Annotated in this window: 19 protein-coding genes and 1 tRNA gene; 9 read left to right on the top strand and 11 right to left on the bottom strand. The window is 69.1% G+C overall.

The genetic code is table 11. The features are described 5' to 3' along the window. Nucleotides 1-127: 127 nt before the first annotated feature. Both J3486_RS29795 and pyk read left to right on the top strand, forming a co-directional pair. Nucleotides 128-838 carry an SIMPL domain-containing protein gene (locus J3486_RS29795; RefSeq protein ID WP_207825798.1) on the top strand — a complete coding sequence of 237 codons (711 nt, stop codon included), beginning with the start codon at nucleotides 128-130 and terminating at the stop codon, nucleotides 836-838. 164 nt (nucleotides 839-1,002) lie between these two features. Next, nucleotides 1,003-2,439, top strand: coding sequence for a pyruvate kinase (gene pyk / locus J3486_RS29790; protein ID WP_207825796.1), 1,437 nt, complete (start codon nucleotides 1,003-1,005; stop codon nucleotides 2,437-2,439). 62 nt (nucleotides 2,440-2,501) lie between these two features. On the opposite strand, the gene J3486_RS29785 is transcribed toward pyk, so the two are convergent. Beyond that, nucleotides 2,502-3,278: a helix-turn-helix domain-containing protein gene (locus J3486_RS29785; RefSeq protein WP_207825794.1), complete on the bottom strand. Its 777-nt coding sequence runs from the start codon at nucleotides 3,276-3,278 to the stop codon at nucleotides 2,502-2,504. Nucleotides 3,279-3,384: 106 nt separating this feature from the next. Then, nucleotides 3,385-3,459: transfer RNA gene (locus J3486_RS29780), tRNA-Leu, on the bottom strand. Nucleotides 3,460-3,565: 106 nt separating this feature from the next. Here J3486_RS29780 and J3486_RS29775 point away from each other — a divergent pair. Beyond that, complete coding sequence (locus tag J3486_RS29775; RefSeq protein WP_207825792.1) at nucleotides 3,566-4,213, top strand: ANTAR domain-containing response regulator; 648 nt, start codon at nucleotides 3,566-3,568, stop codon at nucleotides 4,211-4,213. 81 nt (nucleotides 4,214-4,294) lie between these two features. Here J3486_RS29775 and J3486_RS29770 read toward each other — a convergent pair whose 3' ends face one another. The 6 genes from J3486_RS29770 to J3486_RS29745 all read right to left on the bottom strand — a co-directional run bounded on the left by J3486_RS29770 (nucleotide 4,295) and on the right by J3486_RS29745 (nucleotide 11,056). Continuing rightward, a complete protein-coding gene (locus J3486_RS29770) occupies nucleotides 4,295-5,011 on the bottom strand; it encodes an ABC transporter ATP-binding protein (protein ID WP_207825790.1) in 717 nt (238 codons plus the stop codon). Then, nucleotides 5,008-5,862, bottom strand: a complete 855-nt coding sequence (locus tag J3486_RS29765; RefSeq protein ID WP_207825847.1) for an ABC transporter ATP-binding protein — start codon at nucleotides 5,860-5,862, stop codon at nucleotides 5,008-5,010. The genes J3486_RS29770 and J3486_RS29765 overlap by 4 nt, the downstream gene beginning before the upstream one ends. Nucleotides 5,863-5,867: 5 nt before the next feature. Further along, nucleotides 5,868-7,673: a branched-chain amino acid ABC transporter permease gene (locus tag J3486_RS29760; RefSeq protein WP_207825846.1), complete on the bottom strand. Its 1,806-nt coding sequence runs from the start codon at nucleotides 7,671-7,673 to the stop codon at nucleotides 5,868-5,870. A gap of 5 nt (nucleotides 7,674-7,678) precedes the next feature. Beyond that, on the bottom strand, nucleotides 7,679-8,605 hold the full coding sequence (locus J3486_RS29755; RefSeq protein WP_207825788.1) for a branched-chain amino acid ABC transporter permease: 927 nt from the start codon (nucleotides 8,603-8,605) through the stop codon (nucleotides 7,679-7,681). A 147-nt stretch (nucleotides 8,606-8,752) separates the two neighbouring features. Beyond that, entirely contained in the window at nucleotides 8,753-10,003 is a 1,251-nt protein-coding gene (locus J3486_RS29750) for a branched-chain amino acid ABC transporter substrate-binding protein (RefSeq protein WP_229378775.1), read from the bottom strand. 402 nt (nucleotides 10,004-10,405) lie between these two features. Next, nucleotides 10,406-11,056, bottom strand: a complete 651-nt coding sequence (locus J3486_RS29745; protein WP_207825785.1) for a hypothetical protein — start codon at nucleotides 11,054-11,056, stop codon at nucleotides 10,406-10,408. Nucleotides 11,057-11,202: 146 nt separating this feature from the next. Here J3486_RS29745 and J3486_RS29740 point away from each other — a divergent pair, with 146 nt between their 5' ends. Continuing rightward, nucleotides 11,203-13,155: a Xaa-Pro dipeptidyl-peptidase gene (locus tag J3486_RS29740; RefSeq protein WP_207825783.1), complete on the top strand. Its 1,953-nt coding sequence runs from the start codon at nucleotides 11,203-11,205 to the stop codon at nucleotides 13,153-13,155. Here J3486_RS29740 and J3486_RS29735 read toward each other — a convergent pair. Beyond that, nucleotides 13,127-13,609: a PaaI family thioesterase gene (locus J3486_RS29735; protein WP_207825782.1), complete on the bottom strand. Its 483-nt coding sequence runs from the start codon at nucleotides 13,607-13,609 to the stop codon at nucleotides 13,127-13,129. The two genes, J3486_RS29740 and J3486_RS29735, sit on opposite strands and share 29 nt — an antisense overlap. 57 nt (nucleotides 13,610-13,666) lie before the next feature. After that, a complete protein-coding gene (locus J3486_RS29730; protein WP_207825781.1) occupies nucleotides 13,667-15,946 on the bottom strand; it encodes an FdhF/YdeP family oxidoreductase in 2,280 nt (759 codons plus the stop codon). Nucleotides 15,947-16,171: 225 nt separating this feature from the next. Here J3486_RS29730 and polA point away from each other — a divergent pair, with 225 nt between their 5' ends. Together polA and J3486_RS29715 are read left to right on the top strand one after the other, a co-directional pair. Further along, the gene (polA, locus tag J3486_RS29725; RefSeq protein ID WP_207825842.1) at nucleotides 16,172-18,841 is read left to right on the top strand and encodes a DNA polymerase I; all 2,670 of its coding nucleotides are present in this window, start codon (nucleotides 16,172-16,174) and stop codon (nucleotides 18,839-18,841) included. A 587-nt stretch (nucleotides 18,842-19,428) separates the two neighbouring features. Further along, entirely contained in the window at nucleotides 19,429-20,373 is a 945-nt protein-coding gene (locus J3486_RS29715) for a serine hydrolase (RefSeq protein ID WP_207825779.1), read from the top strand. On the opposite strand, the gene J3486_RS29710 is transcribed toward J3486_RS29715, so the two are convergent. Then, nucleotides 20,288-21,139 carry a DUF4184 family protein gene (locus J3486_RS29710; protein WP_207825777.1) on the bottom strand — a complete coding sequence of 284 codons (852 nt, stop codon included), beginning with the start codon at nucleotides 21,137-21,139 and terminating at the stop codon, nucleotides 20,288-20,290. The genes J3486_RS29715 and J3486_RS29710 overlap by 86 nt on opposite strands. Nucleotides 21,140-21,469: 330 nt before the next feature. Between J3486_RS29710 and J3486_RS29705 the strand changes: the two genes are divergently transcribed. From J3486_RS29705 to J3486_RS29695, 3 genes are all read left to right on the top strand, one after another. Continuing rightward, entirely contained in the window at nucleotides 21,470-23,233 is a 1,764-nt protein-coding gene (locus tag J3486_RS29705; RefSeq protein WP_207825775.1) for a lytic transglycosylase domain-containing protein, read from the top strand. 196 nt (nucleotides 23,234-23,429) lie between these two features. Continuing rightward, the gene (locus J3486_RS29700; protein ID WP_207825773.1) at nucleotides 23,430-23,564 is read left to right on the top strand and encodes an SPW_0924 family protein; all 135 of its coding nucleotides are present in this window, start codon (nucleotides 23,430-23,432) and stop codon (nucleotides 23,562-23,564) included. Between the two features lie 30 nt (nucleotides 23,565-23,594). Continuing rightward, nucleotides 23,595-24,587 (top strand): DUF3068 domain-containing protein, encoded by a 993-nt coding sequence (locus J3486_RS29695; RefSeq protein WP_207825771.1) that lies wholly within the window; start codon nucleotides 23,595-23,597, stop codon nucleotides 24,585-24,587. Nucleotides 24,588-24,601 lie beyond the last annotated feature (14 nt).

The following is a 24,601-nucleotide window of genomic DNA, read 5'->3' as shown; positions in this document are numbered from 1 at the left end:
GTTCGTACGAAAATGAACAGAGGCAACGCGCGTAGATTCTGGCCCAGAAGCCCCAACCCGCAACAGCCCCCGCAGGTTTCGATCTGGTGACCTGCCGCCGAACCCCAACGGTGTCAAAGTGGGGCCCATGACCCAAGACGACCCCACCCTGAGCGCCCCCCACGGAACCCCTCAGGCCCCCCGACTCACCGTCCGCGGCGAAGCCCACCTCGAAGCCGACCCCGAACTCGCCCGCATCGGCATCACCATCACCGCCCGCAACACCGACCGCCGCACCACCCTCGACGACCTCACCCGCCGCAACGCCACCACCCTCGACCTCATCAAGAGCTACGGCGAAGCCGTCGAAAAACTACAGACCGGCGCCTTCTCCATCGCCCCCGAATTCACCAAACACGGCCGCGGCGAACGCATCCGCACCTACCGCGGCACCGTCCACCTCACCACCGAACTCACCGACTTCACCGCACTCGGCGAACTCACCACCCGCCTCGCCGACTTGGACCTCACCCGCGTCGACGGACCCTGGTGGTCCCTGCGCCCCACCTCACCCGTGCACGCAGCCGCCCGCAGGCAAGCCGTCCACGAAGCCGTCCGACGCGCCCGCGAATACGCCGACGCCCTCGGCACCACCCTCGCCGCCCTCGTCGAACTCGCCGACATCGGAGCCGAAGGCCACCCCGCCCGCTTCGACCGCGCCATGGTCCGCATGTCCGCGGCCGGCCCCTACACCGACGGCATCGACGACAACCCCGCCACCCTCGACCTCGAACCCGAACGCCAAGAGGTCCACGCCGCCGTCAACGCCCGCTTCACCCTTCACCCGCCGACCCTGTGACAACCCCGCGCGACCCCATGAACCGTTCATCCATTGCTCATCAGAGCGCCACGCCGCGCAAATTCAAAACATAGCGACGCTTGTCAATAACCCTTCACGCAAAGGTTGTTGAGTAGTCATACCCATCCAATTCCCTACCCGCTGGTAGGGCCTAGGCTCGAACCATGCGCCGAGCAAAGATCGTCTGTACCTTGGGCCCCGCCACCGACTCGTACGAGCAGATCAAGGCACTCGTAGAAGCCGGAATGGACGTCGCCCGCTTCAACCTCAGCCACGGCACCTACGCCGAACACGAGGAGCGCTACCAGCGCGTGCGAAAGGCCTCCGACGAGACCGGCCGCAGCGTCGGCATCCTCGCCGACCTTCAAGGCCCGAAGATCCGCCTCGGCCGCTTCAGCGAAGGCCCCGTACTCCTTGAACGCGGCGACGAGTTCACCATCACCGTCGAAGACGGCATCCAAGGCGACCGCCAGCGCTGCGGCACCACCTACAACGGCCTCGCCGAAGACGTCACCCCCGGCGAACGCATCCTCGTCGACGACGGCAAAGTCAGCCTCGAAGTCACCGGAGTCGACGGCCCCCGCGTCCACACCCGCGTCGTCGAAGGCGGCATGGTCTCCGACCACAAAGGCCTCAACCTCCCCGGCGTAGCCGTCTCCGTCCCCGCCCTCAGCGAAAAGGACGAAGCAGACCTCCGCTGGGCCCTGCGCACCGGCGCCGACGTCATCGCCCTCTCCTTCGTCCGCAGCGGCCGCGACATCGAAGACGTCCACCGCATCATGGCCGAAGAAGGCCGCCACCTCCCGGTGATCGCCAAAGTCGAAAAGCCCCAAGCGGTCGACAACATCGAGGACATCGTCGCCGCATTCGACGGCATCATGGTCGCCCGCGGCGACCTCGGCGTCGAAATGCCCCTCGAACAAGTCCCGATCGTCCAGAAGCGCGCCATCAAACTCGCCAAGCGCAACGCGAAACCGGTCATCGTCGCCACCCAAATGCTCGATTCAATGATCGACAACTCGCGACCGACCCGCGCCGAAGCCAGCGACGTCGCCAACGCCGTCATCGACGGCACGGACGCCGTCATGCTCTCCGGCGAAACCAGCGTCGGCAAATACCCCATCGAGACGGTCAAGACCATGGGCCGCATCGTCGAAGCCGCCGAGGAAGACATCCTCGCCAAGGGCCTGCCCCCGCTCACCGAACGCAACAAGCCCCGCACCCAAGGTGGAGCCGTCGCCCGCGCCGCAGCCGAAATGGGCGACTTCCTCGGCGCCAAATTCCTCGTCGCCTTCACCCAGTCCGGCGACACGGTGAAGCGTCTGTCTAGGTATCGCTCCCCGATCCCCCTCCTCGCCTTCACCCCGGTCCCGGCGACCCGCTCCCAGCTCAACCTCACCTGGGGCGTCGAAACCTTCCTCGGCCCCCACGTCGACTCCACCGACGCCATGGTCGCCCAGGTCGACGACCAGCTCCTCAAGATCGGCCGCTGCAAGAAGGGCGACATCGTCGTCATCACCGCCGGCTCCCCGCCCGGCGTCACCGGCTCCACCAACATGGTCCGCGTCCACCACATCGGCGAGGACGACAGCCCCAAGTAGGCTTCCGCGATACACAGTTGAGGCCGCGCCCGAGACAGCCGGGCGCGGCCTCATGCGCGCGGTCAGTGCTTGGGGCCTACGTGGGCGTCCACCAGGGCTACGTCTTGTTTCCGGGCGATCGAGATGTTGAACGCGTTGCCGTTTCGGGCACACTGCTTCCAGCCGACGCCGAGTTTGTCGAGCGTGTCTGTGAAGAGCTGGCGGATGTCGTCGGACTTGTTGCTGAAGAAGTACCGGGGGTACTCGTATCGTTTCCGTTCGCCGCCGACAGTCTTCTCGGTCCAGTTCGTGATGCGGCAACCATCGGAGTGGATCAGGCCGCGGATGAATGCCCAGGGGTGGGCGTCGACGATCTCTTGTTGCCAGAAGGCGAGGGTGATCTTGCGGTTGTGCTTCTTCCCGGGGCCGTGCTGAGGGAAGAGGCAGGGCCAGTGGTTGCTGTAGCAGGTGACCGACTGGCAGCCCTGGCGCTGCACCCGGAAGACCTTGTTTGCGGGGCGTACGGCCTGCATGGCCTCGGCGCACAGGGTGATCAGACCGGGCCAGGCGTCGGCGCAGGCGATGCGGAGGAAGTATGTGTTCCGTCGGAGGTAGCTGATGCAGCCGTCGCCCAGGTAGAGCCCGAGCAGATACGAGTACGCGACAGGATCCTCGGGAGGTCGCGGTACTTCCTCGCAGCGGGGGCACGCCGCCGCGCGGTCCCACCCGAGCGGTTCGATGCGCACCTGCCAGCTTCGGATGGCCGCCCGGGAGATGCCGGTCTGCTTGCTTACCGAGTTCAGGCTGCGCCCCTGTGCCACCAGCGCCAGAGCGCGTTTGCGTGTGTCCACGTCATACATATGGGCAGCCTGTGAGGTCATACCGTCCGACACGCAGCAAAAAGCGGATGTTCACGAGAACGTGAGCATCCGCTTCCGATGTCTAACCTTCGAATCGAAGGAAAAGTGCCCCGGGTCGGACTCGAACCGACACTGTATGGGTTTTGAATCCATTGCCTGCTGCCAATTGGGCTACCGGGGCCCACGGAATCGTAGGTTAACCCCGACCCGCTGCCCGACCACCTTACCGCAGCTAGGTAGGCTCTTGTCAGCAGTACCCCCGCCCTGCATAACCAAGGAGCGCCCCCGTGACCGCCCCCGAGTCGCCCCAGCCCGTCGATGACGACAAGTCGCACGTCCCGCCGCTGACGACCCGTGTCGTCATCGCGGAGGACGAGGCCCTCATCCGCCTCGACCTCAAAGAGATGCTCGAGGAAGAGGGCTACACCGTCGTGGGTGAGGCCGGTGACGGTGAGCAGGCCATTGAGCTGGCCCGTGAGCACAAGCCCGACCTGGTGATCCTCGATGTGAAGATGCCGAAGCTGGATGGCATCAGTGCGGCGGAGAAGATCGCCGAGGAGTCGATCGCTCCGGTGCTGATGCTGACCGCGTTCTCGCAGCGCGATCTGGTCGAGCGGGCGCGGGATGCCGGTGCGATGGCGTATCTCGTCAAGCCGTTCTCGAAGAGCGATGTGGTGCCGGCGATCGAGATGGCCGTGTCGCGGTTCACCGAGTTGAAGACGTTGGAGCAGGAGGTCGCGGACCTCACTCAGCGTCTGGAGACGCGGAAGCTGGTGGACCGGGCGAAGTCGATTCTGCAGACGGAGTACGGGCTGACGGAGCCGGCGGCGTTCCGCTGGATTCAGAAGACGTCGATGGATCGTCGGCTGTCGATGCAGCAGGTGGCCGAGGCGGTCATCGAGGACGCTGAGGAGAAGAAGGCGAACAAGGGCTGATTGCTCGCCCTGTCTTTTCGCTTGTGTACGTGAGTGAGGCCCGCACCCGGATGGGGGTGCGGGCCTCACTCGTGTAGGGGGTCAGTCCTCGCCGAGGTATGCCTTGCGGACGGATTCGTCGTGGAGGAGTTCTTGTCCGGTGCCGGAGAGGGCGATGGAGCCGATTTCCATGACGTGGCCCTGGTCCGCCAGGGACAGTGCCGCTTGGGCGTTCTGTTCGACGAGCAGAATCGTTGTGCCTTGGGATTTCAGCTCGACGATGGTGGCCATGATCTTCTGCATCATGATCGGGGAGAGGCCCATGGAGGGTTCGTCGAGCATGAGGAGTTTGGGCTGGGACATGAGGGCGCGGCCCATGGCGAGCATCTGCTGTTCGCCGCCGGAGAGGGTGCCTGCTGCTTGCTTCCTGCGTTCGCCCAGGATGGGGAAGAGGTCGTAGGCGCGCTGGATGTCCTTCGCGATGCCTGCCGTGTCCTTGCGGAGGAACGCTCCGAGTTGGAGGTTCTCGGCGATGGTCAGGCGGGGGAAGATGCGTCGGCCTTCGGGGGAGTGGGCGAGGCCCATGGCGACGATCTTGTGCGCGGGGACGTTGTTGAGTGGCTGCCCGTTGAACGTGATCTTGCCGCTGAGGGGCTTCAGGAGTCCCGAGAGGGTGCGGAGGGTGGTGGTCTTTCCGGCGCCGTTGGTGCCGATGAGGGTGACGACCTGGCCTTCTTCTACGGTGAAGGAGATGCCTTTGACGGCTTCGATCTTGCCGTAGGCGACCTTGAGGTTCTCGACCTCGAGGAGTGCGGTCACTGGTCGTTCCCTTCGGCTGCGTCGGCGGCTTCCGCGGCCTGGATCTCTTCGATGGCGGTGTCCTCGGGAGCGCCTTCGAAGGGGGTGCCGAGGTAGGCGGCGATGACGCGTTCGTCGCCCTGGACGACGTCGCTGGTGCCTTCGACGAGTTTTTCGCCTTGGACGAGGACGGCGACGCGGTCGCAGAGGTTGAAGATGAAGCGCATGTCGTGCTCGATGACGAGGACGGCGGTGCCCTTGTCGCGGATGGCGAAGACGAGTTCTTCGGTGGCGCGGGTTTCCTGGGGGTTCATGCCGGCGGTGGGCTCGTCGAGGAGCAGGAGGCCGGGTTCGCTCGCGAGGGCCCTTGCGATCTCCAGCTTGCGCTGTTCTCCGTAGGGGAGGTTGCGGGCGAGGTGTTCGCGTTTGTGGGCGAGGCCGATGAACTCGAGGAGTTCCATGGCGCGTTCTTCGCTGGCGCGTTCGGCCTTTTTGAAGCCGGGGCCGCGCAGGAGGGCTGACCAGAGGCCTTCTTTGGTGCGGGTGTGGCGGCCTACGAGGACGTTTTCCAGGACCGTCATGTTGGCGAAGAGGCGGATGTTCTGGAAGGTGCGGGCGATGCCGGCCTGGGTCACCAGGTGGGGCTTGGGCGGGAGGACCGTGCCCTTGTAGGCGACCTTGCCTTCGGTGGGGACGTAGAGGCCGGTGAGGCAGTTGAAGAAGGTGGTTTTGCCTGCGCCGTTGGGGCCGATGAGGCCGACGATCTCTCCGGTGTTGACGGTGAGGTCGACGGAGCGGACGGCGGTGAGGCCGCCGAAGCGCATGGTGACGTCGCTTGCTTCGAGGACGGTGTCGGTGACGGTGTTGGTCATGGTGGTCACGCCCCCGCCTTCGTGGTGGCCGGTTCGTCGGCGTCGGGCAGTCTTTGTTCGGGTACGTCGAGCTGGCCGGTCTCGTGGAACTCGAGTTGGCGGCGCCGGTTGGCGATGATGCCTTCGGGGCGGAACCGCATGAGGAGGACGAGTGCGATGCCGAAGGCGAGGAGTGACTTGTCCTGGAGGAAGACGAGCTTCTCGGGGAGCAGGTAGAGGAGGGCTGCGCCGAGGATGGGGCCTGCGACGGTGCCCATGCCGCCGAGGACGACGGCGGCGAGGAGGAATGCCGAGTTCGGGGGTGTGGAGCCCGCGAACTGGTAGGGGTTGGGGACGACGCTGTAGGTGACGTGGGCGCTGACGGTGCCGGCGAGGCCCGCGAGGGAGGCGCCGAGGGCGAAGGCGACGAGTTTGACGCGGAAGCCGTTGATACCCATGGCGGTGGCGGCGGTTTCGTCTTCGCGGATGGCGATCCAGCTGCGGCCGATGCGGGAGTCGGCGGCGCGGGTGTAGACGAGGACGACGATCGCCATGATGAGGACCATCAGGAGGTAGTAGTTGGCGAAGCGTCCGAGGGTGAAGCCGGCGATGTTGTGGGTCTGGCTGAAGTCGATGCCGAGGATGTGGAGGTCGGGGATCGACGGGATGCCGTTGGGGCCGTTGGTGATGTCGGGTCCGGAGTCGCCGTCCATGTTGTTGACGGCGATGCGGAAGATCTCTCCGAAGCCGAGGGTGACGATGGCGAGGTAGTCGCCGCGCAGTCGCAGGGTGGGTGCGCCGATGAGGACGCCGAAGACGAGGCTGGCGGCGGCGCCGGTCAACGCTGCTGCCCAGAAGGGGAACTGGACGCCGGAGAAGCGGGAGAACTCGGAGCCGGAGACGAGGGCGGCGGTGTAGGCGCCGACGCCGAGGAAGGCGACGTATCCGAGGTCGAGGAGTCCGGCGAGGCCGACGACGATGTTGAGGCCGAGGGCGACGGTCCCGAAGATCAGGATGTTGACGCCGATGTTGGCGTAGTGGTCGTCGGTCTGGGTGAAGGGGAAGGCGATGGCTGCGGCGAAGCCCATGGCGAGGGTGAAGCTGCGGTTCTTGGCGACGAGTCGGGAGAACTGGTCGATGAGGCCTGCGGTGTGCAGGGCCCAGACGGCGAAGACGACGACGATGAGGTAGCCGATGAAGAGTTCGCCGTACTCGGTGTCGATGCCGTAGGTGAAGACGAAGAGGCCGACGATGGTGACGGCGGTGATGATGAGGCGCTGGATCCAGGGGGTGGGCAGCGGCGTCGGGGGGATGGCGTCGGGCTTGGCGAGGTAGGCGCGGAAGGTGTCTGTGGCGCTGTGTTCGCCGGCTCCTGCCTGGGGGAGTGAGAAGGCTCCGATGAGGGGGAGGAGGGAGGCGACGGCGGCGATCCAGCCGCCTGGTTCGAGGTTGGTGAGGCCGCCGAGCTTGGCGGCGATGGCGATGACGGTGAACCAGGTGGTGCCGAAGGCGCCGAGTGCGGTGAGGGCGGCGGGTGCGTTGCTGCCGTCTCGGGCGAGGGCGCGCAGGCCGGGGACGCCGTAGTGGCCGAGTCCGACGAGGGTGACGAGGATGCCGGCGGTGAGGGTCAGCCACTGGAGGCCGCCGGGGTAGCCGGTGATGGTGAGGTCGCCGGGGAATTTGGCGGTCCAGGTCCAGGCCAGGAACGCGGAGGCGGCGGTGGCGATGCCGCCGATGACGAGGAGGGGGCGGGCCGCTGCGGCGGGGAGGGGGATGAGGCCGCGGGTGGGGGTGTCGCTCTGGGGCATGGCGTTTTCGGTGGTGTTGGTCATGGTGGTCACGCCCTGTCCGCGACGCGTTCGCCGAGCAGGCCTTGGGGCCTGAACAGGAGGACGAGGATGAGGAGGCAGAAGGCCCAGACGTTGGCCCAGGTGGAGCCGCCGAGTTGTTGCATGCCGGGGATGCCGTCGATGTAGGCGGAGGCCATGGTTTCGGCGACGCCGAGGACGAGCCCGCCGAGCATGGCGCCGTAGATGTTGCCGATGCCTCCGAGGACGGCCGCGGTGAAGGCTTTGAGGCCCATGAGGAAGCCCATGCGGTAGTCGATGCTGCCGTATTTGAAGCCGTAGGCGATGGCGGCGACGGCGGCGAAGAAGCCGCCGATGGCGAAGGCGATGACGATGATGCGGTTGGTGTCGATGCCCATGAGCTGGGCGGTGTCGGGGTCTTGGGCGGTGGCTTGCATGGCGCGGCCGGTGCGGCTGCGGCGGACGAAGAGGGCGAGGGAGGCCATGCAGATGACGGCGGCGATGATGAGGAAGATGTCGCCGTCCTGGATGGTGATGTTGCCCAGGTCGTGGGAGCCGCCGATGCCGGGGAAGGAGCGGGCGCGGTCGGCTCCGGGGTAGAAGTTGCGGACGACTTCCTGGAGGGCGAGGGAGAGGCCGATGGCGGTGATGAGCGGTGCCAGGCGTGGGGCTCCGCGCAGTGGTCGGTAGGCGAACCGTTCCGCTCCCACTGCTATGAGGACGGCGACGAGGCCGCCGCCGATCAGCATGAGGGGCAGCAGGATCCACATCGAGGTGCCGGAGGGAAGGATCAGTGAGACCGTGAGCGCGCCGAACGCTCCGGTCATGAAGATCTCGCCGTGCGCGAAGTTGATGAGCTGGACGATGCCGTACACCATCGTGTAGCCGATGGCGATCAGCCCGTACATCGAGCCGAGGAGCAGCCCGTTGGCCAGCTGCTGCGGCAGGGTGTTCACCGCGTGGCCTCCATGTCGCTGGTGGTCGGTGTGCACCCGTGGGGTGCTGGGTGGTGGTGTGAGAACGGGCCGCGCGGTGGGGGTCGTCCTGCCGCGCGGCCCGTGTGGTGCCTTGGGTCGTGGATCAGCTGACCGGCTGAGGCCGGGTCAGTTCTCTTCGTACGTGCCGGTCTTGACGGCCTTCCAGGCGCCGTTGGTGACCTGGTAGACGGTGAGCTGCTTGTTGCCGGTGTCGCCGTACTCGTCGAAGGAGACCTTGCCGGTGATGCCGTCGAAGTTGGACTTCTGGACTTCTTCGACGACCTTGGAGCGGAGTGCGTCGCCGGTGGGGAGCTTGCCGCCGTTGGCGTCCTTGACGGCCTTCACTGCCTTGATGATGGCGGTGGTGGCGTCGTAGGAGTAGCCGCCGTAGGCGCCGTAGTCGCCCTTGTAGCCCTTGGACTTGTACTCCTGGACGAAGGCCTTGGCGGCGGGGAGGGTGTCGACGGGGACGCCGACGGAGGTGGCGAGGTCGCCTTCGGCGGCCTTGCCGGCGGTCTCGATGTAGGTGGTGGCGAACATGCCGTCGCCGCCGAACAGCGGGATCTTGACGCCGGCTTCCTTGAGCTGCTTGGTGATCAGCTGGGACTCGTCGTACTGGCCGCCGTAGTAGAGGATGTCGGCCTTGGACGACTTGATCTTGGAGACGAGGGCCGCGAAGTCCTTGTCGCCGGTGTTGATGTGGTCGGTGCCGACGGCCTTGCCGCCCGCCTTGACGAACTGCTCCTTGAAGATGCGGGCGAGGCCGGCGCCGTAGGTCTGCTTGTCGTCGACGACGAACGCCTTCTTCTTCTTGAGGGCGTTGACGGCGTAGTCGGCGGCGAAGCCGCCCTGGAGGGCGTCGGTGGTGGCGGTGCGGAAGTACGTCTTGTAGGCGCGCTTCTTCGTGCCGCTCTGCCAGTCCTTGCCCTGGGTGAGGGACGGGTCCGTGTTGGACGGCGAGATCTCGACCAGGTTGGCGGAGGCGAAGACCTGCTGCATGGACTGGGCGACACCGGAGTTGAGCGGGCCGACGACGCCGACGACGGACTTGTCGCCGACGAGTGCCGTGGCGTTCTGCTGTCCGGTGGCGGGCTGGGCCTTGTCGTCGAGGGCCTTGATCTTGAAGGTGACACCTTCGACGGTCTTGTTCTTGTTGGCGTCGTCCACGGCGATCTTGGAGCCGTACTGGATGCCGAGACCGGTGGTGGAGTTCTCACCGGAGAGGGGTGCGTCGACGCCGATGGTCAGCGTGGTGTTGCCGCCGCTGTCGCTGCCCTTGTCGCCGTTGTCGTCCCGGGAACCGCAGGCGGTGAGGGTCAGCGCTCCGGTGGCGAGTGCTGTGGTGAGTATGAGCAAAGAACGGTGTCGCACGATCATTCCTCTCCCTGGCGCGGCTCCCGGGGTCGGGGGCCGTGTGTCTCGCCGGGCCGTACTGGGGTTGTACAGGGCCGTGCAGCAGACGCGCCCGGCGGCGCGGTGACTGGCCGTGACTATAAGCGCAGGTGGGGGAGTGGGGCACTGGGTGGGAGAGGCTGTGACGCTCTTGTTATGCCGGGGTGCGCGTGCGGGGGAGCGGTAGGGGCGATTGAGGCTTTTGGGTGGGGTCCGCCGGGTGGATGCGTGGCAAGAACACCCTGTTCCGCTAAGGAACTTGAAGTGATCTTGGTCCTTACGGGGTGGGGTGCGGGCGGGCGGTCCGGGACGGCGGGGTGTCCTGTGGGGGTGATGCGGAGTTCGTGATGCGGTGCATTGCTGTGTTTCGGCGCAGGTAACGGTGTGTTACCGATGCGTGAGGGCGGCCGGCTGCCCGGAAGGGCTTGCGGGGGCTGCCGACCGGGCGCAGGCGGCGTGGAGTTGGCGTGCCAGGTCGGTGGGGAAGGTGCCGCCGAAGAGGAAACTGTGCTGTTGCTGTGCCCGGTCGTTGCGGATCACGAGGTCGAGGTGGGGCAGGTCGATGCGGCGCGGCGGGTGCGGGCACTCGCGGATGCGGATTCGTACGGTGATCGAGGCGGGGTCGTGCGCCTTCACGGTCAGTGGCAGCCGGGGTGCGGTGGTGGTGCGGAACTCGGCGAAGGGGAGGGTGAGTTGGCTGATGGTGACGGGCTTTCCCTCTTGTACGCGGATGAGGAACCGGTAGCTGTCGGGGGTGGCGTCGTGGCCTTTGTAGTGCAGGTATGTCACCTGTGAGGGCCAGGGGGAGAGGGTGGGGGCGGTCGGTGTGGGGCGCAGGGCGAGTGCGAGGGCCGTGACGGTGCCCGCGGCGACGGCGGCCAGTGCCGCGTGCCTGCCCCAGGGCGGCAGGACGGCCCAACGCTCGCGCAGGGTACGGGGGTTGGCGGCTCCGGCGGTCATGACGTCCGGGGTCGCGGCTGGGGCGGGCGAGAGGGTGTCGTCCGGTTCGTACGGCTCGACGGGGCCGATGCCGGTCATGTCGGGAAGGTAAGCCGGAGGCGGTGGTTCCGCCAACGCCGGTGCGGAGCAGGAAGGTTGGTGAGGGCATCTGGCGCGTCGCCGGGTGACCCTGTGCAATACCTGTGTCCCGCGAGTGAACTCCTTTACCGCGCCCAGGAGGCACGATGGCGATATTCGTACGTACACCCGGTGTTCCCGGCAGACGCAGACCCCGTGGCGGGCTGGTCCTCGCCGCGGCCGGCGCGCTGGTCATGGCGCTGGCGGCCCCGGCCGCGTACGCGGCGGGGCAGGGACCCGAGCAGGCCCGGCCGGAGGTGTCCGGTGGTGAGACGCAACCGGTGTTCTCCCGGGCGGACGCCGTCTATCAGCAGGTCGACATCCAGACGGAGGTCGACAGTGACGGTGACGGGAAGCGTGACACCGTCAGGATGCGGATCCTGCGTCCGAAGGAGACGGACACGGCGCGTCTGAAGGTCGCCACGATCATCGAGGCGAGCCCGTACTGGGCGGGTGGCAACGATGTCCCCAACCACGGTGTGGATCTCGACGAGGACGGTCTGCCGCTGACCGGCGCGCGGGCCCAACCGGCCGCCGGGAAGCCCGGGTTGACGGGCCCGGCGGTCGCTTACTCCGGCTACTACGACAACTACTTCCTGCCGCGCGGCTATGCGGTGGCGCAGGTCGACAGTCTCGGTACGGGTGGCTCCACCGGCTGTCCGACGTCCGGGGGCCGCAACGAGACGCTGGGCGCGAAGGCCGCGGTCGACTGGCTGGGCGGCCGCGCCAAGGGCTGGGACCTGGACGGGAATCCGGTGCGGGCCGACTGGTCGACCGGGAACGCCGCGATGATGGGCATCTCCTACAACGGCACCCTGCCGACGGCGGTCGCCACCACCGGTGTGAAGGGCCTGAAGGCGATCGTGCCGATCTCGGGGATCTCCTCCTGGTACGACTACTACCGCGCCAATGGCGGGGTCGTGGCGCCGGGCACGTATCAGGGTGAGGACACCGACGTCCTTGCGCGGTACGTGTATTCGCGCGCCGACCAGGAGATCTGCAAGCCGGTCCTGGACTCTTTGGAGCGTGATCAGGACCGGGTGACCGGTGACTGGTCGGCGTACTGGGACGAGCGGGACTACATCAAGGACGTCGGCAAGATCAAGGCCGGTGTCTTCGTGGTGCACGGCCTCAACGACTGGAACGTGAAGACGAAGAACGCGGGACAGTTGTGGGAGGCGCTGAAGAAGAACCATGTGCCGCGCAAGCTGTGGCTGCACCAGGCGGGGCACGCCAATCCGATGCCGCTGCGCATGGAGGAGTGGCTGCGCCAGGTCCATCACTGGTTCGACTACTGGCTCTACGGCATCGACAACGGTGTCCTGGACGAGCCTCAAGTCGATGTGGAGCAGGCCGACTTCAGCTGGAAGCAGCAGTCGGACTGGCCCGCGGCCGGGACACGGGACAAGACGCTGCGGCTGCGCGCCGACGGTTCGCTGGGCACGGCCGGGGGTCCGGCCACGGTGCAGTCGCTGACGGACGCGGGCCGTACGGTCCCCGCCGAGCAGCTGGTGACGTCGCCGGACGCGGCGAACCCGAACCGGCTCGCGTACACGACGGGTGTCCTGGACGAGGACGTCCGTCTCAACGGTGTCCCGTCGGTCGATGTGCGCGCTTCGCTGGCGGGTTCGTCGCCGTACGTGACCGCGCTGCTCGTCGACTACGGGCGGGACACCCGCGCCACGTCGGGCACGGTCACCGACACGTCGCAGCAGGTCTGCTACGGGCAGGCGGTGCCGGGTATGTCGGGTGAGACGGGTTGTGCGTACCGCTCGAAGCACGCCACCGAGACCGCCGACTTCAAGATCGTGACGCGGGGCTGGCTGGACGCGCGCAACCGGGTCTCGTACGCGCGTCAGTCCAAGGTGGTCGAGGGGCGTGAGTACCGGCTGCGCTGGGACATGCAGCCGGAGGACTACGTGTTCAAGGCCGGGCACCGGCTCGGTGTGGTGCTGATCTCGACCGATTACGACTACACGCTGCGCTACCCGGCGGGCACGCGGATGACCGTGCGCGCCGGGGTCAGCTCGCTCACGCTGCCGGTGGCATCTGGTCGATGAGCGGGGAGTCCTTCAGCAGGCAGGTCAGGCGGGCCGTGCAGACCCGCCTGTCCTGCTCGTCGGTGATGACGACCTCGTACGTGGCCGTGGTGCGGCCGCGGTGCACGGGGGTGGCCACGCCGGTGACGAGGCCGGAGCGGGCGCTGGTGTGGTGCGTGCAGTTGAGGTCGACGCCGACGGCGACCTTGCGGATGCCGCCGTGCAGCATCGAGCCGACCGAGCCGAGCGTCTCGGCGAGGACGGCGGAGGCGCCGCCGTGCAGCAGGCCGTAGGGCTGGGTGTTGCCCTCGACCGGCATGGTGCCGACGACGCGGTCCGCGGACGCCTCCTTGATCTCGATGCCCATGCGGGTGCCGAGGTGTCCCGCGGAGAAGACGGCGGGCAGGTCCATGCCGTAGGCCGCGTACTCGTCGAGGACCTCTTGTGGGAACTTCACGTGGTTCTGCTCGCCCATGGGGCCCTGCTCCGTCCGTCGTGTCTGCATTCCTGAATGGGGTGACTGAGCAAACGCTCAGTCGGTTCCGGATTGTTCCAGGCGCACCACGACGGACTTGCTGGCGGGGGTGTTGCTGACGTCCGCTGTCGCGTCCAGCGGCACCAGGACATTGGTCTCCGGGTAGTACGCGGCCGCGCAGCCGCGGGCCGTCGGATAGTGCACGACGCGGAAGCCGGGGGCGCGCCGCTCCACCCCGTCGCTCCACTCGCTGACGAGGTCGACGTAACGGCCCTCGGCGAGGTCGAGCTCCTTGGCGTCCTCGGCGTTGACGAGGACCACCCGGCGGCCGTTCCTGATGCCGCGGTAGCGGTCGTCGAGGCCGTAGATGGTGGTGTTGTACTGGTCGTGCGAGCGCAGTGTCTGGAGCAGCAGCCGCCCGTCGGGCAGGTGTGGGTACTCGACGGGCGCGGCCGTGAAGTTGGCCTTGCCGGTGGCGGTCGGGAAGCGGCGCTCGTCGCGCGGGGCGTGCGGCAGCGCGAACCCGCCGGGGGCGGCGACCTTCTTGTTGAAGTCCTCGAAGCCGGGGACCACGCGCGCGATGCGGTCGCGGATCGTCGCGTAGTCCTTCTCGAACTCCTCCCACGGCGTACGGGACTCATGGCCGAGGACGCGGCGGGCGAGGCGGGCCACGATGGCGGGCTCGGACAGCAGGTGCCGGCTCGCGGGCTCCAGGCGGCCGCGGGAGGCGTGCACCATGCCCATGGAGTCCTCGACGGTGACGAACTGCTCGCCGCTGCCCTGAAGGTCGCGCTCGGTGCGGCCGAGGGTCGGCAGGATCAGGGCGCGGGCGCCGGTCACCGTGTGCGAGCGGTTCATCTTCGTCGACACGTGGACGGTCAGGCGGGCGCGGCGCATCGCCGCTTCGGTGACGTCGGTGTCGGGGGACGCGGAGACGAAGTTGCCGCCCATGGCGAAGAAGACCTTCGCCTCGCCGTCGCGCAGCGCGCGGATGGCCCGGACGACGTCGAGGCCGTGCTCGCGCGGCGGCGCGAAGTCGAACTCCTTCTCCAGGGCGTCGAGGAACGCGGGCGCGGGCCGCTCGAAGATGCCCATGGTGCGATCGCCCTGCACGTTGCTGTGGCCGCGCACCGGGCAGACGCCCGCGCCGGGCCGGCCGATGTTGCCGCGCAGCAGCAGGAAGTTGACCACCTCGCGGATGGTCGGCACGGAGTGCTTGTGCTGGGTCAGGCCCATCGCCCAGCACACGACGGTCCGCTTGGAGGCGAGGACCATCTCCAGGGCGCGCTCGATGTCGGCGCGGGACAGGCCGGTCGCCTTGAGGGTCTCGGTCCAGTCGGCGGTGCGGGCCGCCGCGGCGAACTCCTCGAAGCCGTGGGTGTGCTCGGCGACGAACCCCTCGTCGACGGCGCCCGGCGTGCCGAGGATCAGCTTGTTGAGCAGGCGGAAGAGGGCCTGGTCGCCGCCGAGCCGGATCTGCAGGAACAGATCGGTGAGCGAGGCGCCCTTGGCGAGGCCCCTGGGGGTCTGCGGGTTCTTGAACTTCTCCAGGCCGGCCTCGGGCAGTGGATTCACCGAGATGATGCGGGCGCCGCCCGCCTTCGCCTTCTCCAGGGCGGAGAGCATCCGCGGGTGGTTCGTGCCCGGGTTCTGCCCGGCCACGATGATCAGGTCCGCCTTGTAGAGGTCTTCGAGCAGGACGCTGCCCTTGCCGATGCCGATCGTCTCGGTGAGCGCCGAACCGGACGACTCGTGGCACATGTTCGAGCAGTCCGGCAGGTTGTTCGTGCCGAACTCGCGGGCGAACAGCTGGTAGAGGAACGCCGCCTCGTTGCTGGTCCGGCCCGACGTGTAGAAGAGCGCCTCGTCGGGGGAGGCCAGCGCCTCCAGCTCCTCGCCGATGATGTCGAAGGCCCGCTCCCACGTCACCGGCTCGTAGTGGGACGCGCCCTCGGCGAGATACATGGGGTGGGTGAGGCGGCCCTGCTGGCCCAGCCAGTACCCCGAGCGCGTCGCCAGGTCGGTCACCGGGTGCGCGGCGAAGAACTCGGGGGTGACGCGGCGCAGGGTGGCCTCCTCGGCGACCGCCTTCGCCCCGTTCTCACAGAACTCCGCCGCGTGCCGGTGCTCCGGCTCGGGCCAGGCGCAGCCGGGACAGTCGAAGCCGTCCTTCTGGTTGACGCGCAGCAGCGTCAGCGCGGTGCGCTTCACGCCCATCTGCTCACGGGCGATCTTCAGCGAGTGCTTGACGGCGGGGAGCCCCGCGGCGTGGTGCTGGGGCGCCGCTACCTGCGGCGCGTCCTGCACCGGGTCCGATGCGGGCGGCTTGCTGGCCATGTCGTGCTCCCCTTCGAGCCTGTCCTGCGAGCGTGCTGTGCGGTGCTGTGAGCTGTGTCTCCGATCCTCGCACGGGGGTCGGACAACGCCGTGGCGGGTGGCGCGTGGACCGGAGTGTCAGTGGGGTCTGGCAGGATCGGGGGCGTGGCAGAAAAAGCAGCGAAAACGGCGAAGACAACCGCGACGAAGGCGACGGACAGCGGTGCGGGTGGGCGCCCCCGGCTGATGCTCATGGACGGGCATTCGCTGGCCTACCGCGCGTTCTTCGCGCTGCCCGCGGAGAACTTCACGACGGCGTCGGGCCAGCCGACGAACGCGATCTACGGATTCGCGTCGATGCTGGCGAACACGCTGCGCGACGAGGCGCCCACGCACTTCGCGGTGGCGTTCGACGTGTCGCGCAAGACGTGGCGCTCCGAGGAGTTCACCGAGTACAAGGCGAACCGGTCGAAGACCCCGGACGAGTTCAAGGGCCAGGTCGAGCTGATTGGCGAGCTCCTCGACGCGATGCACACGCCGCGGTTCGCGGTGGACGGCTTCGAGGCCGACGACATCATCGCGACGCTCGCCACGCAGGCCGAGGAGGCGGGCTTCGACGTCCTCATCGTGACCGGTGACCGCGACTCCTTCCAGCTCGTCACGGACCACGTGACCGTGCTCTACCCGACGAAGGGCGTCTCCGAGCTGACCCGGTTCACGCCGGAGAAGGTCCAGGAGAAGTACGGGCTCACCCCGTCCCAGTACCCCGACTTCGCGGCGCTGCGCGGCGACCCGTCGGACAACCTGCCGGGCATCCCCGGCGTCGGCGAGAAGACCGCCGCGAAGTGGATCAACCAGTTCGGTTCGTTCGCGGAGCTGGTCGAGCGCGCCGACGAGGTCAAGGGCAAGGCCGGGCAGAACTTCCGCGACCACATCGAGGCCGTGAAGCTCAACCGCCGCCTGACCGAGATGGTCCGCGACGTCGAGCTGGACCGGACGGTCGCCGACCTGGAGCGCCAGGCGTACGACCGTACGGCGATCGCGATGATCCTGGACACCCTGGAGATCCGTAACCCGTCGCTGCGTGAGCGCCTGTTCGCCGTCGACCCGGGCGCGGCCGAGGCCGAGGAGGCGCCGGCGGAGCCCGGCGTGGAGGTGGACGGCACGGTGCTCGGCACCGGTGCGATCGCACCGTGGCTCACCGAGCACGGCACGGCGGTGCTCGGGCTCGCCTCCGTCGACACCTGGTCGCTCGGTGCCGGCTCGGTCACCGAGGTCGCGCTGGCCGCCGCCGGTGGCGAGGCCGCCTGGTTCGACCCGGCGACGATGGACGAGGCCGACGAGAAGGCGTTCGCCGCCTGGCTCGCCGACGCGAAGAAGCCGAAGGTGATGCACAACGCCAAGGGCGTCATGCGGGTCTTCGCCGAGCACGGCTGGCGCGTCGAAGGCGTCACCATGGACACGGCGCTCGCCGCGTACCTGGTCAAGCCGGGCCGCCGTTCCTTCGCGCTCGACGCGCTGTCCCTGGAGTACCTGGGCCGCGAGCTCGCCCCGGCCGGCGCCGCCGACGGGCAGCTCGCGTTCGGCTCGGAGGAGGACGAGCAGGCCGAGGCCGACGCCCTCATGGTGCAGGCCCGCGCCATCCTCGATCTCGGCGAGGCGTTCGGCGAGAAGCTCAAGGAGGTCGGCGCGGCCGAGCTCCTCACGGACATCGAGCTGCCCACCTCCGCGCTGCTCGCCCGCCTGGAGCGGCACGGCATCGCCGCCGACCGCGCGCACCTTCAGTCCATGGAGCAGATGTTCGCGGGCGCCGTCCAGCAGGCGGTCAAGGAGGCCCACGCCTCGGTCGGGCACGAATTCAACCTCGGCTCGCCGAAGCAGCTCCAGGAGGTCTTCTTCGGCGAGCTGGACCTGCCCAAGACGAAGAAGACCAAGACCGGGTACACGACGGACGCGGACGCGCTCGCCTGGCTCGCCACGCAGACCGACCACGAACTGCCCGTGATCATGCTGCGCCACCGTGAGCAGGCCAAGCTCCGCGTCACCGTCGAGGGCCTGATCAAGACCGTCGCCGCCGACGGCCGCATCCACACCACGTTCAACCAGACGGTGGCCGCGACGGGGCGCCTGTCGTCGACGGACCCGAACCTGCAGAACATCCCGGTGCGCACCGACGAGGGCCGCGCCATCCGCCGCGGGTTCGTGGTCGGCGAGGGCTTCGAGACCCTGATGACCGCCGACTACAGCCAGATCGAGCTGCGTGTCATGGCGCACCTGTCGGAGGACGCCGGCCTCATCGAGGCGTTCACCTCCGGCGAGGACCTGCACACCACGGTCGCCTCCCAGGTGTTCGGCGTGGAGCGGGACCAGGTCGACGCCGAGATGCGCCGCAAGATCAAGGCCATGTCGTACGGGCTGGCCTACGGCCTGTCGGCGTTCGGTCTCTCCGGTCAGCTGAACATCGACCCGGGCGAGGCCCGCGGCCTGATGGACACCTACTTCGAGCGGTTCGGCGGCGTACGCGACTATCTGCGCCGGGTCGTCGACGAGGCGCGGGCCACCGGATACACGGAGACGATGCTCGGGCGCCGCCGCTATCTGCCCGACCTGAACTCGGACAACCGGCAGCGCCGCGAGATGGCCGAGCGCATGGCGCTCAACGCGCCGATCCAGGGCACCGCCGCTGACATCGTGAAGATCGCGATGCTCAACGTCGACAAGGCGCTCACCGAGGCCGGGCTCACGTCCCGGATGCTGCTCCAGGTGCACGACGAAATCGTGCTGGAGATCGCGCCCGGGGAGGCCGCCGCCGCGGAGGAGATCGTGCGGCGGGAGATGGCCGGAGCGGTTGCCCTCCGGGCGCCGCTGGATGTTTCGGTGGGCCTGGGGACCGACTGGGAGTCCGCGGCGCACTAGCCTCCGGCGGGCGGGACGTCTCAGCGGGGCGGCACCTTGGGTGCCGCCCCGTTTTTTCGGGGGGTGCGTCTGCGCGGGCGGGGGGTTCGTCGCCGGGGGTGGGGTGCGTCGTGGCTGGGCGCGCAGTTCCCCGCGCCCCTGAAGCATGCGCTGCGCGCAGCTTCTCCTGCGCGAGCGAGGGGCGCGGGGAACTGCGCGCCCAACCCCCACCGGGCCCCCCGGCCCCTCCGGCCCCTCCGGCTCCTCCGGCTCCTCCGGCTCCTCCGGCTCCTCCGGCTCCTCCGGCTCCTCCGGCTCCTCCGGCTCCTCCGGCTCCTCCGGCTCCTCCGGCTTCTCCGGCTTCTCCGGCTTCTCCGGCTCCTCCGGCTCCTCCGGCTCCACCGGCTCCACCGGCTCCACCGGTCCCACCGGTCCCACCGGTCCCACCGGTCCCACCGGTCCCACCGGTCCCACCGGTCCCACCGGGCCCCACCGGGCCCCCACCCCCGCACCGCCCCCCAGGAAAAGCGGCGCTCGGGCGTGGACCCGGCCCCCCGATCGGCCCCCACACCGCGCACCCCCACGCAGTGGCCCCGCACGATGGGCCAATGCGTATCACCCTGGCTGCCCTCGCCGCCGTCACCGCGCTCCTGACGGCCACCCCCACCGCCGCCGCGGCCGACCGCACCCCCACCTGCCGGGCCCCCAAGCACCCGGCGCTCGCGAAGCAGCTGGCCCGGGACATCAGGGCCGCCCTCGCCCACCGCCGCGGCACCGTCTCGCTCGCCGTCCACGACGACCGCACCAAGGTCGACTGCACGCTCGCGCCGGCCACCCGCTACGACTCGGCGTCCATCGTGAAGGTCCTGATGATGGAGGCCACGCTGCGCAGGGCCGAGAACCGGGACCGCCCGCTGACCCGTTGGGAGCGCGGCAACGTCCGCCCCATGATCCGCAGTTCGGACAACACCGCCGCCAGCCGCCTGTGGAACGACCTCGGCCATCCCTACCTCGCCGCGACCCTGCACCGCGCCGGCACCACCCGCACCAGCCTCGGCCCCTACGGCTACTGGGGCCTGACCCGCACCACGGCCGCCGACCAGATGCGGCTGCTCGCGGCGCTCACCGGCCCGCGCTCGTTCCTGTCGGCCGGCTCACGCGCGTACGGACTGAAGCTGATGAGCGAGGTGCAGAAGAACCAGCGCTGGGGCGTGCCCGCCGGAATGCCGCGCGGTCTGCGCGCCCACCTCAAGAACGGCTGGCTGCCGCGGGCCACGCACGGCTGGCGCATCCACAGCATCGGCGCGTTCACCGGCGCGGGACGCTCCTACCGCATCGCCGTGCTCAGCCACGACAACCCGTCCATGAAGTACGGGGTGCGCACCGTCGAGCGGGTCGCCCAGGCCGTCCACCGCGCCCTCAACAAGGGCCGCGCCGCAGGTCTGGGGCTGACCCCGCCGGAGGAGATCAGCGAGATCCCGGACGGCTCGGTGCCGCCGGACGCTCCCGAACTCCCGGGTCCGTACGGGCTGCAGGGCCTCGCCACGCCCTGACCGCCACCGCGTACGCCACGACCCCGACGACCAGTCCCGCGCCCGCCCCGAAGCACACGGCGGGCACCACCTCCCACGGCGCCCAGTCGAGGCCCTCCCCCTTCACGTACGCCAGCCAGCGCGCCACCCGCACCGCCCCGCAGCCGCACGCACAGCCGCCGATCAGCGCCAGGGCCAGCCACCGTTGTCCCGCGGTGGGCGCCGGCAGTCCTTCCGCCACCGCCGCGGCGCGCACCGACCGCCACAGGAACAGCCCCGTCACGACGAGCGCGAGCGCCGAAGTCCCGTACTGCGCGTACCAGTAGAGCGGTGACCCGGCCACGTCCTGGCCGAGCACCGGTACCAGGCGCACGCCCCACCGGCCGTGGTGCGTGAACGCGTCCCACACCACGTGCGTGACCGCGCCGAGCACCGCGGAGACGTACCACCACAGCCACGGCACGCCCGGTGCGGGACGGCCCCGCACCAGTGACCACACCCGGCCGCGCGCCCGCCCCGGCAGCAGCGCGAGCACCGGCTCGCGCACCAGCCGCCACAACGCCACCAGACCGGCCGCGAACAGCACGTCCACCGTGCACACCCCGGCGAAGGAGTGCGTGAATGTGCCGAACTCCATGGCGCCGGGGATCGCGCTCGCCGCGAAGTAGGTGACGTCCGGCGCGAACGACCCGGCCACGAGCAGCGACGGCACCAGCCGCCCCCGCCCCGAACCGTCCCGCCGCACGAACGGCAGCACCGCCGCGGCATGGCTGATGGTGAACGGCAAGGGTTCCCTCCGGAACGACGGGGCACACGACGGGGCACACGGCAGGGCACATGGCAGGGCACACCGCAGGGCACACGACGAGGCACACGATGGGGCGCGGCCGCACGGACCGCATCGGAACACGAACGTCCGAGCGAGAAAGCGTACGGCAACGCGTATCTGATCAATCGGTTAATACCGGGCACGAACGGCTGTCTGTGCGGCGGAAGTTGTCGTAGGGTCGGCGGGGTCGTGCGCTGGGGAGCGTGCGGCGTGTGACGAGATGCTCCGGAACCGGGGCGGACCGGACGCACGCAGAGCTGGGACGGGCGATCGGGAGGGGTTCGCGGCATGGCGGCGGTTTTCGGCAAGAGGCTGCGCAGAGGTGTGATCACGGCCGCGGTCGCCGCCGCGGCGGTGGCGGCTCTCTCCGCGTCCCAGGCCCCGGGAGTGACGGCGCCTCAGGCGGACGGTGGCCGGTCGGCCGCGGACCGCTCGGACTCCGGTGACACCCCGGACCAGGCGTCGGGCCCCGACTACTACACGGACCTGCCGGATCTGAACAGCCCGACCGACGCGCCGACCGCCACGCCCGGTTCGGGCGGCGGCACCGGGGCCGCCCAGGCCGGCCTCCCGGCCACCGTCCTGGACGCGTACAAGAAGGCCGAGGCCGAGCTGGCCACGTCCAAGCCCGGCTGCAATCTGCCGTGGCAGCTGCTCGCGGCGATCGGCAAGGTCGAGTCGGGCCAGGCCAACGGCGGTGACGTGTACGCGAACGGCGACACGAAGCACCAGATCACCGGCCCTCCCCTCGACGGCAACGGCTTCGCGAAGATCACCGACACCGACGGCGGCCTCTTCGACGGCGACACGGTCCACGACCGCGCCGTCGGCCCCATGCAGTTCATCCCCTCCACCTGGGAGTGGGCGGGCCGCGACGGCAACGGCGACGGCAAGAAGGACCCCAACAACGTCTACGACGCCGCCCTCGCCGCCGGCCACTACCTGTGCCGCAACGGCTGGGACCTGTCGAACGCGAGCGATCTGAACAAGGCGATCCTCAGCTACAACAACTCCTCGGACTACCTCGCCAAGGTCCTGGCCTGGCTGGAGTACTACCGCAAGGGCACCTACGAGGTCCCCGACGGCACCGGCGTGCTGCCCAAGTACCCCAGCAGCGGCGGCAGCGGCAGCGGCAGCGGTGGCTCCGGTTCGTCGCCGAAGCCGAGCCCGTCCCCGGGCGACACCAGCGGCTCAGGCGGCTCCGGCGGGTCGAGTGGCTCGGGCGGTTCCGGCTCCGGTTCCGGCGGCGGGAATACGGGCGGCAGTTCGCCGAGCCCCACCCCGTCGGAGCCCACCAGCCCGACCGACTCCGTCACCAAGCTGTCCGACGCCGGCACCGGCACGCTCAGCGCGATGGCCGGCGACACCTTCGGCGAGCAGGTCCAGGTCCGCGCCAGGGACAAGGCGGGCAAGGGCGTCGGCGAGGTCAAGATCCGCTTCACGCTCATCGGCGAGACGGACGCCCGCTTCGCCGGCGACGCCACCAGCGCCGTCGTCACCACGAACAGCAGTGGCACGGCCACCGCGCCCAAGCTCACCGCGGGCGAGCAGACCGGCGGCTTCACGGTCCGCGCCGTCGTCGTCGGCCGCTCGCTGTCCGGCCTCGACTACAAGGCGACCGTCACCGCACGCGCCGCCGACACCCTGGCGCGCACCACCGACACGGAGCTCAGCTGCGTCGCGGGCGGTACGTTCGACGACACCGTGAAGGTGAAGGCGACGTACAAGGGCGCGGTCGCCGACGGCGTCGCGGCGACCGCCACCCTCATCAAGTCGGCGGACGACGCGACCGAGGCGACGACGGGCCCCTACTTCAAGGACGCGGACGGCAAGACGATGCGCACCCTCACCGGCCTCAAGACCGACAAGGACGGCCTGCTGGAACTGCCGAAGATGTACGCGGACGACGCGACCGGCACGTTCCTGCTGCGCATCAACACGACGGGCGGCGGCACGCTCACCGTCGAACTGAAGGTGACCGCGGCCCCGAGCGACGGCTCCTCCGCGACACCGACCGACTCCACGAGCCCATCGGCGAGCCCGTCCGCGTAACTCCCGGCGCACATACCGCACTTGAGCCCCCGGCCGACCATCGGCCGGGGGCTCGCGCGCGTCCGGCGGCGGTGCGAGGACGTCGTGTGCAACGTGTTCTCATCTGCCCCCGGCATTGCTACGGTGCACCGACCCAAAGGTCTGACGCACCATCAGATCCAGGGGACACCACTGATCCAGACCCGGGAGGCCCGACATGCGTGCCCTCATCGCGGCGGCGATCGGGCTGGCCGCGGCGCTCGCCCTCGTCCTCACCATCACGGCGGTCGGCGCCCCGGCGGGCAAGACGTCCCCCAAGCCCCTGCTCACCACGATCCCCAAACACCCTTGATCCGCACTTAGTTGGAGGAGGGCCGCCGAGATGCGCCGCAAGGCCAGCCTGATCCTGCTCGCCTTCGCCGTGTTCTTCACGGCGCTGTCCCCGCTGATGCGCTGGTACGCGTTCCCGCGCCTGGCGAAGATCCCGCCGAGCCAGTACCAGACCGCCGTCCTGGAGGCGAAGAACCCCACGCTCCTCGACTACGGCACGATGAAGGCCAAGAAGGTCTCCAAGGTGACCGTCGTGCAGACCCTCAAGGGCAACGTCGAGGAGGCCGAGAAGATCAGCGACAGCGCGGGCCGTGACGTCGTCGTCTGGGACGCGCTCTCCTACATCGTCGGCCCCGACGGCAAGATGGTCTCCAAGGTCCCCGAGCGCTACATCTTCGACGCGCACAGCCAGGACCCCGTGCACGCCACCGGCGAGATGGTCGACGGCGACCAGGTCAGGCGCGACGGCATCGAGTTCAAATGGCCCTTCCTGACGGAGAAGCGCGACTACGAGTACTTCGACGCGCAGGCCCGCATCACCCGCCCCATCCACTACAAGGGCACGACCACCTTCCGCGGCGTGAAGGTCTACTACTTCGAGCAGACCATCCCCTGGACCAAGGTCCCCATGCCCAAGACCATGCCGCTGCCCGGCGTCACCCCCGAGTCCGTCGCCAAGACCGGCACCACCCGCTGGTACACGACGGTCCGCAAGTTCTGGGTCGAACCCACCACCGGGGCCCCGGTGTACGGCGAGGAGATCCAGAAGAACGAACTGCGCGGCGGCACCCTGCTCGGCGGCCGCGACAAGGTCACCGTCTTCGCGGGCCACGTGAAGATGCGCGAGGACTACATCAGGTCGACCGTCGACCTGGTCAAGGACAACCGCGTCCTGGTCCTCCTGCTCACCTCCTACCTCCCCTGGGGCTTCCTGATCCTCGGTGTCCTGCTCCTCGCCCTCGCCCTGTGGCTGGAGGCCCGCGGCAGGCGGCCGGGAGAGCCGGAACGCACGGAGGTCGGGGAACCGGAGCCGGTCAGGGTGTGAGGCCGCGGCGCCCG

It is taken from the genome of Streptomyces sp. VRA16 Mangrove soil (genome assembly GCF_017377775.1).
Classification (GTDB): domain Bacteria; phylum Actinomycetota; class Actinomycetes; order Streptomycetales; family Streptomycetaceae; genus Streptomyces.
The sequence above is the reverse complement of the archived record's forward strand: the minus strand, read 5'-3'. Positions and strand labels throughout refer to the sequence as shown.